The 9,706-nt window shown below is 71.2% G+C and carries 8 protein-coding genes; 7 read left to right on the forward strand and 1 reads right to left on the reverse strand.

Translation table 11 applies throughout. The features are described 5' to 3' along the window. Window positions 1–235: 235 nt before the first annotated feature. A complete protein-coding gene (locus E2E34_RS26305; RefSeq protein ID WP_138904403.1) occupies window positions 236–1,600 on the forward strand; it encodes an amino acid permease in 1,365 nt (454 codons plus the stop codon). Window positions 1,601–1,720: 120 nt separating this feature from the next. After that, the gene (locus tag E2E34_RS26310) at window positions 1,721–3,271 is read left to right on the forward strand and encodes an amino acid permease (protein ID WP_138904404.1); all 1,551 of its coding nucleotides are present in this window, start codon (window positions 1,721–1,723) and stop codon (window positions 3,269–3,271) included. A gap of 64 nt (window positions 3,272–3,335) precedes the next feature. Here E2E34_RS26310 and E2E34_RS26315 read toward each other — a convergent pair whose 3' ends face one another. Further along, window positions 3,336–4,811, reverse strand: coding sequence for an FGGY-family carbohydrate kinase (locus E2E34_RS26315; RefSeq protein ID WP_138904405.1), 1,476 nt, complete (start codon window positions 4,809–4,811; stop codon window positions 3,336–3,338). A gap of 148 nt (window positions 4,812–4,959) precedes the next feature. On the opposite strand from E2E34_RS26315, the gene E2E34_RS26320 reads away from it, so the two are divergent. From E2E34_RS26320 to E2E34_RS26340, 5 genes are all read left to right on the forward strand, one after another. Next, the gene (locus E2E34_RS26320) at window positions 4,960–6,378 is read left to right on the forward strand and encodes an ABC transporter substrate-binding protein (protein WP_244316121.1); all 1,419 of its coding nucleotides are present in this window, start codon (window positions 4,960–4,962) and stop codon (window positions 6,376–6,378) included. A gap of 7 nt (window positions 6,379–6,385) precedes the next feature. Further along, entirely contained in the window at window positions 6,386–7,345 is a 960-nt protein-coding gene (locus E2E34_RS26325; protein ID WP_167518393.1) for a carbohydrate ABC transporter permease, read from the forward strand. Then, window positions 7,342–8,172, forward strand: coding sequence for a carbohydrate ABC transporter permease (locus E2E34_RS26330; protein WP_138904406.1), 831 nt, complete (start codon window positions 7,342–7,344; stop codon window positions 8,170–8,172). The genes E2E34_RS26325 and E2E34_RS26330 overlap by 4 nt, the downstream gene beginning before the upstream one ends. After that, on the forward strand, window positions 8,172–9,317 hold the full coding sequence (locus E2E34_RS26335; RefSeq protein ID WP_138904407.1) for an ABC transporter ATP-binding protein: 1,146 nt from the start codon (window positions 8,172–8,174) through the stop codon (window positions 9,315–9,317). Before E2E34_RS26330 ends, E2E34_RS26335 begins: the two co-directional genes overlap by 1 nt. Further along, window positions 9,314–9,706, forward strand: a 393-nt coding sequence (locus tag E2E34_RS26340) for a DeoR/GlpR family DNA-binding transcription regulator (protein WP_138904408.1), incomplete at its 3' end; no start/stop codon positions are given. The genes E2E34_RS26335 and E2E34_RS26340, both read left to right, overlap by 4 nt.

The following is a 9,706-nucleotide window of genomic DNA, read 5'->3' on the forward strand; positions in this document are numbered from 1 at the left end:
GGGCAGAGAGGACCTCGTGACCGTAGCCCAGGAGTCAGCGAGCGATCACCATCAGTCGCCGACAAAGGCGATGTTGATCCGGTGGTGGGGTTCGTACAAAGAGGCGTGCGCAATCAGTGGGTGGCGTGATGCTCGTCACTGAGGTGGGAGGCGCGGGGGGCCAGTTTTGCGCCAAAGGAGCGGCTCGGTGAGACTGTAGGTTCTTGCCAAATGAACCCCTAGAGCTGCGAGCGACATGCACGACGACCAGGCCGAGCCGCTGGCCCACGGGCTCAAGCAGCGCCACTTGACCATGCTCGGCCTCGGCGGGGTGATCGGCGCCGGGCTGTTCGTGGGCTCGGGCGCCGGGATCGCGGTCGCCGGACCCGGCATCGTCGTCTCGTATCTGATCGCGGGCACCCTCGCGATGCTGGTGATGCGGATGCTCGGCGAGATGTCGGCGGCGATGCCCGCGTCCGGCTCGTTCTCGGTGCACGCCGAGCGCGCGCTGGGCCGCTGGGCCGGCTTCAGCGTGGGGTGGCTGTACTGGTTCCTGCTGGTCGTGGTGCTGGCGGTGGAGGCGACGGCCGCGGCGAAGATCGCCAACGGCTGGGTGCCGGGCATCGCCCAGTGGGCCTGGGTGCTGATCTTCATGCTGGTGTTCACCGGCGCGAACCTGGCGGCGGTGAAGAACTTCGGCGAGTTCGAGTTCTGGTTCGCCGCGCTCAAGGTCGGCGCGATCGTGCTGTTCCTCGGGCTCGGGCTGCTCGCCGTGTTCGGGGTGCTGCCGGAGACCGAGGCGGTCGGTTTCACGAACCTGACCGGGCAGGGCGGGTTCCTGCCGAACGGCTGGGAAGGCGTCGTCTCCGGTGTCCTGACCGTGGTGTTCGCCTTCGGTGGCCTGGAGGTCGTCACGATCGCCGCCGCCGAGACCGAGGACCCCGCTCGCAACGTCGCCCGCGCGGTACGCGCCGCCGTGTGGCGCATCCTCTTCTTCTACGTCGGGTCGATGCTGGTCATCGTCACCGTGCTGCCCTGGACCGCGCAGCAGGCGGGGCTCAGCCCGTACGTCACCGTGCTCGACGCGATCGGCGTCCCGGGCGCCGGGCAGATCATGAACATCGTGGTGTTCGTCGCCCTGCTGTCCGCGCTCAACGCGAACCTGTACGGGTCCTCCCGGATGGTGTTCTCGCTCGCCGAGCGGGGCGAGGCGCCCAAGGGGCTGCTGACCGTGTCGGGCGGCGGGGTGCCGCGGCGGGCCGTGCTGGCCTCGGTGGCCTTCGGCTTCCTGTCCGTCCTGCTGAACCTGCTGTGGCCCGAGACCGTCTTCCTCTACATGCTCAACGCGGTGGGCGCGGTCCTGCTGTTCGTCTGGGGGCTGGTGGCCGCCTCGCAGCTGCGCCTGCGGCGGCGCATCGAGCGGGAGGCTCCGCAGACCCTGACGCTGCGGATGTGGGGCTTTCCCTGGCTGACATGGGTGACGCTGGCCGGGCTCGGCGGCGTCCTGCTGCTCATGCTGACCGACGACGCCGCACGGCCGCAGTTGCTGTGGTCCGCCGGGGCGACGGGCGTGGTGCTCGTGGTGGCGCTGGTGAGGGAAGTGCGTGCGCGGCGTGCGTGAGCGTTCACAAGGTGTGAGCGTGGTGTCCGTATAGCGGTCAAGTGTTCCCCGTGAGCGGTGCCCGTACTCAGACTGTGGCGTCTGTTCCCCCCGGTCTCAGCTACTGAACAGGGCACCCCCATGTCTCGGACTCCAGCGCCGGCGCCTGTCGAGGACGTCGCCGCCGCCGGCGGTGTCGACAACAAGGTCGACTCGCCGCTCACCCACGGACTCAAGCAGCGCCACCTGTCGATGATCGCCCTCGGCGGCGTCATCGGCGCGGGACTCTTCGTCGGATCGGGCGCGGGCATCGCCGCCGCCGGACCGTCGATCGTCGTCGCGTACGCGATCTCCGGACTGCTGGTCATGCTCGTGATGCGCATGCTCGGTGAGATGTCGGCCGCGAACCCGGCGTCCGGGTCCTTCTCCGTGCACGCGGAGCGCGCGATCGGCCCGTGGGCGGGCTTCACGGCGGGCTGGGCGTTCTGGTTCCTGCTCTGCGTGGCCGTCGGCCTGGAGGGCATCGGCGCGGCGAAGATCATGGTGGGCTGGTTCCCGGACTCCCCGGAGTGGGCGTGGGTCGCCCTGTTCATGCTGGTGTTCTGCGGGACGAACCTGGCGGCCGTGAAGAACTTCGGCGAGTTCGAGTTCTGGTTCGCCGCGCTCAAGGTCGGCGCGATCACCGTCTTCCTCGCCATCGGCGCCCTGGCGATCCTGGGCGTCCTGCCCGGCTCGGACACGCCGGCGCCCGGCGCCCACAACCTCACGGGCGTCGGCGGTTTCCTGCCGAACGGCTCCGAGGGCCTCATCGTCGGCCTGCTGGCCTCGGTGTTCGCGTACGGCGGCCTGGAGACGGTCACCATCGCCGCGGCGGAGTCGGAGCGTCCGGTCGAGGGCGTCGCAAAGGCCGTGCGCACGGCGATGTGGCGCATCGCCATCTTCTACATCGGCTCGATGGCCGTCATCGTCACGCTCGTGCCCTGGAACGACAAGGCGGTCGTCGCGGACGGACCGTACGTCGCGACCCTGAACCACCTCGGCATCCCCGCCGCCGGTCAGATCATGAACGTGGTCGTGCTGATCGCGCTGTTGTCGGCGATGAACGCCAACGTGTACGGCGCCTCCCGCATGGCCTGCTCGCTCGTCTCCCGCCGCCAGGGCCCGAAGGCGCTGGGCGCGGTGTTCGGCGGCGTTCCGCGCGTCGCGGTGCTTGTGTCGTCCGTCTTCGGCTTCGTGTGCGTGCTGCTCAGCTACTGGCGGCCGAACGACATCTTCCAGTGGCTGCTCAACATGATCGGCGCGCTGATCCTGGTCGTCTGGATCTTCATCGCCGTCTCCCAGCTGCTGCTGCGCCGGCGGACCGAGCGGGAGGCGCCGGAGCGTCTCGTCGTGAAGATGTGGTTCTACCCGGTGCTGACGTGGGTGGCGCTCGCGGGCATGGCGGCGGTGTTCGTCCTGATGGCCCGGGAGGAGGAGACGCGGCTCCAGCTGTACTGGAGCGGTGGCCTGACGCTGTTCCTCGCGGTGGTCGGCTTCATTCTCCAGACGGTGCGCACGCCCATGGCCGAGCCGGGCGCGGTGGCGGTGGCCGCGGCGCCCGACGCCGGGCCGGTGGCGGACGCGAAGCCGGCGGCCGGCGAGAAGCCCGACGCCGAGCCCGCCGGGGACGACGGCGCGGCCAAGGACGCCTGAGGCGTTCGCCAGCGCGCGCGACGGACCCCCCGGCCCTGGAGGCCGGGGGGTCCGCGTCGTCCGGTCACGTCCCCAGCCTCGACAGCGCGTGGGCCGCGACCGCCTCCGGGAGCCAGCCGCGCCGGCGCAGCACCCCGACCAGGCGGGCGTACGGGTCCGCGAAGGCCGCGGTGCGGGACGGGTCCGGTTCGAGGACGTGGCGGACCCGGACCATGGAGTGCGCCGCCTCCGCCAGGTCGGCCGCCGCCCCCGCCCCGCGGGCCGCCAATACCGCCATGCCCAGGGCCGGTTCGGTCTGCTCCGGGACGCGGGCCGGGCGGCCCAGGACGTCGGCGCGCAGGCGGTTCCAGTACGCGCTGCGCGCCGCGCCGCCGGTGAAGGTGAGCGGGCCCTCGACCGGCGCGCCCAGGTAGTGGAGGTAGTCCAGGCACAGGCGTTCCGTGTAGGCGACGCCCTGGAGCAGCGCCGCCCACCGGTCGCCCCGCGACGTACCGCCGCCGAGTACGAACGCGGTGGCGTCCGGGGCGCGGAACGGGAAGCGCTCGCCCCGCGAGGTGAGCGGGTACGCGAGCGCCACCGACGGCTCGTGGCGGGCGGCGAGGCGGTCGAGGCGGGCCGGGTCGGCGCCGGGGAAGGCGGCGCTCAGGGCTCCCGCGCCGACGCTCGACGCACCGCCGGGCAGCCAGTCGCCGTCCGGGGAGCGGTGGTTGTAGACGATGCCGGCGGGGTCGCGGACGGGCTCGGGTGCCACGCCCTTGAGGACGAGCGTCGTGCCGAGTACGGAGTTCCAGGCGCCGGCGCGCAGCGCGCCCGAGGCGATCTGGGCGGCGCAGCCGTCGGTCGTCCCGGCGACGACCAGGGTCCCGGCGGGGATGCCGGTCTCCTGTGACGCCTGCGTCGTGACCCTGCCGAGGGGGGTTCCGGGGCGTACGACGTCGGGGAAGAGGGCGGGCGCGAGGCCGAGGAGGGCGAGGGCTGTGTCCGGCCAGGTGTCGCGCTCCAGGTCGTAGCCCGACTTCAGGGCGTGGCTGGAGTCGGTGGCGACCGGCCCGCCGGTCAGCCGGGCGGTCACCGTGTCGGCCTGGTGCGCCAGCCGCACGGGGCGGGCGGCACGTGCGGCGCCGTCGTGGTGCCGGGCCAGCCACAGGGCTTTCGGCAGGCCCCAGCTCGGCGGTGTGCCCGCTTCGGCGGCCTCCGGCGCGGCGCGCCCGTCGTCGTACATCAGGCCGGGGGTGAGCGGCCGGCCGTGGGCGTCGGTGAGCAGGACCGTGCCGGAGGTGGAGCACACGGCGAGCGCGTGGACGCGGCGCGCGGGTACGTCGCCGAGCGCGGCCCGGGTCGCCGCGCAGACGGCGGTCCACCAGTCGCGGGGGTCCTGCTCGTGGCGCACGCCGGTGCGCAGGCCGGTCAGCGGGGCCGAGCCGCTGCCCAGCAGGTGGCCGCGCGTGGTCGCGACGACCGCCCGGACGCCCTGCGTGCCGAGGTCGATGCCCAGCCAGGCCGGGTCCTTGGCGGACTCGTGGGATCGGTCGGACCGCACACGAACCTCCCGCGCGTATCGGCGCCGTGTGTGAACTTCTCACTGTGCACCGAGATTTTCCGTTGCGCGAGGGATTGACGGTCAACTACCGCTGTTCCAAGCTCTGTTAACCAATCGACTGCACGTGGTGGCGGAGGTCGGGATGGACATGGGCGTACATGACCGGCGGCGGTTCCTCGCCCTGACGGCGGCCGCGTCCGCCACCCCGCTGCTCAGTGCCTGCGGTGCCGGTTTCGGCGGTGGTGAGGGCGGCGGGAACGGCGGGTCGGCGGCCGACGACATCACCGGCTCGTTCGACTGGAAGAAGGCCAAGGGCCGGACGGTCAAGGCGCTGCTGAACAAGCACCCGTACACCGACGCGCTGATCGCCGACCTCAAGTCCTTCACCGAGAAGACCGGTGTCAAGGTCGAGTACGACGTCTTCCCCGAGGACAACTACTTCGACAAGCTCACCGTCGACCTGTCCAGCGGTCGCGCCTCGTACGACGTCTTCATGCTCGGCGCCTACATGGTGTGGCAGTACGGGCCGCCCGGGTGGCTGGAGGACCTCGGCCCGTGGATGAGCAACTCCTCGGCGACCGGCGCCGAGTGGGACCAGGGGGACTTCTTCCCGAACCTGCTCCAGGCCGACCAGTGGTCCCTCAAGGCCGGCGCCCCGCTCGGGCAGGGCGGGCAGTACGCGCTGCCGTGGGGGTGGGAGACGAACGTCGTCGCGTACAACACCGAGGTCTTCAGGAAGCTGGGGCTGAAGCCCGCCGAGACGTTCGACGAGCTGCGCGAGATATCCGGCGCCATCAAACGCAGGGCGCCGGGAGCGGGCTTCGACGGGATGTACGGGGTGGCGGTGCGCGGGTCGCGCAGCTGGGCGACGATCCACCCCGGCTTCATGACGATGTACTCGCGCTACGGGCTGAAGGACTTCACGGTCGACGGCGGGAAGATCAAGCCCGCCATGAACACCCCGCAGGCCGTGGCCTTCACCCGGGACTGGGCGGAGATGGTCAGGAAGGGCGGGCCGCCGTCCTGGACGTCGTACACCTGGTACCAGTGCTCCAGCGACCTGGGCGCGAAGAAGGCCGGGATGCTGTTCGACGCCGATACGGCCGCGTACTTCCAGGCGGTGAAGGGCGCGTCACCCGCCTCCGGGAAGATCGCCTTCCACCCGGGGCCGAAAGGGCCGGACGGGTCCCTCGCCACGAACATGTGGATCTGGTCGCTCGGCATGAACGCCAGGAGCAGGAACAAGCACGCGGCGTGGCTGTTCCTCCAGTGGGCGACCGGCAAGGAGCATCTGCGCAAGGCGGCCGTCGAGGGCAACCACATCGATCCCGTGCGGAAGTCCGTCAGCCAGGACGCGGCGTACAAGGACAAGATGAAGGGGATCGAGGGCTTCATCGAGACCTTCGAGACGGTCGTCGACCAGACGAAGATCCAGTTCACGCCGCAGGAGCAGTTCTTCGACGCGACGACGAGCTGGGCGGCGTCCCTCCAGGAGATCTACGGCGGCAAGAACGCCTCGTCGGTGCTGAACGGGCTGGCGAGCGACCTGGCCGCGAAGGTCGGGTGACGGCTCCGTGTCGTCGTCCCTCACCGAGACCGGCCACGGGGCGGCCTCGCACGGGGGAAGCGGGCCGCCGGCGCGTGTCGTTCCGCGCTGGCGGCGCGGGCTGCGGCCGTACCTGCTGATCGTTCCGGCCCTGCTGCTCACCGGCGGCATCCTCTACCCCTTCGGGCTGGGGCTGTACTACACGGTCTTCGACTTCGCGGCGAGCAAGCCGCAGCCCGACATGGTCGGCCTCGCCAACTACCGGCGCATCTTCGGCGAGTCGTCCTTCTGGGACTCGGCCTGGGTCACGGTGCTGTACGCGGTGGGGGCGGCGGCGTTCGAGACGGTGCTCGGGGTGGCCGTCGCGCTGCTGCTGCACCGCTCGACGCGGGTCGGACGGGTGCTGGAGAAGATCCTCATCCTGCCGCTGATGATCGCCCCCGTGATCGCCGCGATCATGTGGAAGCTGATGCTCCAGCCGAGCGTCGGCGTCGTCAACCACCTGCTGGAACCTTTCGGTATGGGGGGCGTGCAGTGGACGGACACCCCGGCGGGCGCGCTGCTGTCGTCGATCGCGGTGGACGTGTGGGTCTACACGCCGTTCGTCGCGATCCTGGCCCTGGCGGGGCTGCGGTCGCTGCCCGCCTCGCCGTTCGAGGCCGCGGCGGTGGACGGGGCCGGGTGGTGGTTCACGTTCCGCAGGCTGACGCTGCCGATGCTGTGGCCGTACGTCCTGGTCGCGGTGATCTTCCGGTTCATGGACTCGCTGAAGGTCTTCGACATCATCTACGCGCTGACCGAGGGCGGTCCCGGTGACTCGACCGTGGTGCTCCAGATCCGGGCGTACCTGGAGGCGATCCGCTTCCAGCGGTACTCGTTCGGGATCAGCTACATGATCGTGCTGTGGGCCGTGGTCTACCTGGTGACGATGGTGCTGGTGCGCTACCTGGGGAAGATCCAGAACCGGGCGGCGGAGGTGCCCAAGTGAAGCGCAGGCTGATCGCCGTCGCCGCCGACGGGGCACTGATCCTCTACTTCGTCTTCGCGCTCTTCCCGATCGCCTGGATGATCATTCTGTCGCTGAAACCGGCCAACGAGCTGTTCAGCACGTACTTCTCGTTCACGCCCACCCTCGACGCGTACCGGACGGTGCTCGGGGCGGGCAACGACGAGGGCGTGCCGTTCCTGCGGTTCTTCGTCAACAGCCTGGTGGTGTCCCTGGGAGCTGTGGGGCTGTCCCTGGTGATCGGGCTGCCCGCCGCCTACGCGGCCGCGCGGTGGCGGTTCCGGGGCTCGGAGAACCTGATGTTCACGCTGCTGTCCTTCCGGTTCGCCCCCGAACTGACCGTGATCATCCCGCTGTTCGTGCTGTACCAGAAGCTCGGCCTCTTCGACACGTACGTCGGCATGATCTGGGTGCTCCAGCTCGTCACGCTGCCGCTGGTCGTCTGGATCATGCGCTCGTACTTCTCCGACCTCTCCCCCGAGCTGGAGCAGGCCGCGCTGCTCGACGGCTACACGCGGAAGCAGGCGTTCTTCAAGGTCGTGCTGCCGCTGGTCAAGCCGGGCATCGCGGCGGTCTCGCTGCTCGCGTTCATCTTCGCCTGGAACAACTTCGTCTTTCCGCTGATCCTCACCTCCTCACAGGCGCAGACGGTGACGGTCGGAGCGCTGTCCTTCCTCGGCGGCGACCGTCCCAAGTACAACCTGACGGCGGCCGCCGCCCTGGTGTCGGTGATCCCGCCGCTGCTCCTCGCGCTCACCATCCAGCGGTACCTGGTGCGCGGGCTGTCGTTCGGGGCGGTGAAGTCCTGATGTCCTGTGCCATCTCGCTGCGTGGCGTCCGCAAGGCGTACGGCCGGAACACGGCGCTCGACGGCCTCGATCTCGACGTCGGGGAAGGCGAGTTCTTCTGCCTCCTCGGCCCGTCCGGCGCCGGCAAGACCACGACGCTCAAGACCGTCGCCGGGCTCGAACAGCCCGAGTCGGGGACGGTCTCGCTCGACGGCGCCGACATGACGGGCGTCGAGCCGTACGACCGGGGCGTCGCGATGTGCTTCGAGTCGTACGCCCTCTACCCGCACCGCAGCGCGTACGACAACCTCGCGTCCCCGCTGCGCTCCCCCCGCTACCGGCTGCCGGCCGCCGAGGCGCGCGAGCGCGTCGGCGCCGTCGCCGACCTGCTCGGCATCGGCGCGCTCCTGGAGCGGCCGGTGGGCCGGCTGTCCAACGGGCAGCGCCAGCGTGTCGCCCTCGGCCGCGTCCTGGTGCGCCCCGCGCGCGCGTTCCTCCTCGACGAGCCGCTGTCCCACCTCGACGCGAAGCTGCGCCAGGCGATGCGCGCCGAGCTGAAGGCCATCGGCGCGGTCCGGCGCACCACGACCCTGTACGTCACGCACGACTCGGTGGAGGCGCTGGCGCTCGGGGACCGCATCGGGGTGATCCGGGACGGCCGGATCGTCCAGACGGGGACGCGGGAGGAGATCTGGCACCAGCCGTACGACACGTTCGTCGCCCGCTCCTTCGGCAGGCCGCGCATCAACCTGCTGCCGGGCACGATCACCCGTGACGGTGGTTTCGTGTCCGCCGACCGCTTCTTCGAGATCCCGCGGATCACACCGGCTGCCGGGCCCGCCCGGAGCGTACGGCCGCCCGCGCCCGGGACCCGCGTCCAGATCGGGGTCCGGCCGCGCGACCTGTCGCTGGGCTCGTCGGCGCTCGGCCCCGGCGGCATCGAACTCGTGGGCAGCGTCTACATCACCGAGGTGCTCGGCCGGGCCACGGAGGTCACCGTACGGCTCGGCGCCCAGCACCTGTCGCTGGTCGCGCCGCGCGCCGACGCCGCCGGGCTGCGGCCCGACGCACCGGTGCGGCTGTCCGTACGGCCGGAGAGCCTGCTGCTGTTCGAGGCGGACGGCACCGAGGGGCCCGGCCGGCCGGGACGAAGGATCACCGGATGAGCGGCGACCCGCAGCGCGGACCCGCGCCCCGCCAGGCGGCCATCGCGGAGCGGGTGCTCGCGGCGGGTTCGGCGACCGCCGCCGAACTGGCGGAGCGCTTCGACGTCAGCCTGATGACCATCCACCGCGACCTGGACGAGCTCGAACGCCAGGGCCTGGTACGGAAGTTCCGGGGCGGGGTCACCGCCCAGCCGTCCGGCGTCTTCGAGTCGAACGTCGCGTACCGGCTGAAGACGATGCGCGCGGAGAAGGCCGCCGTGGCCGACCGCGCGCTGCGGCTCATCGAGCCCGGCATGGCGGTGATGCTCGACGACTCGACGTCCACACTGGAGATCGCGCGCCGGCTCGCCTCACCGGGGGGTACGTCGGCGGGCGGCCCGGGCGGGTCT

Source organism: Streptomyces albidochromogenes, from assembly GCF_005981925.1.
Classification (GTDB): Bacteria; Actinomycetota; Actinomycetes; order Streptomycetales; family Streptomycetaceae; genus Streptomyces; species Streptomyces albidochromogenes.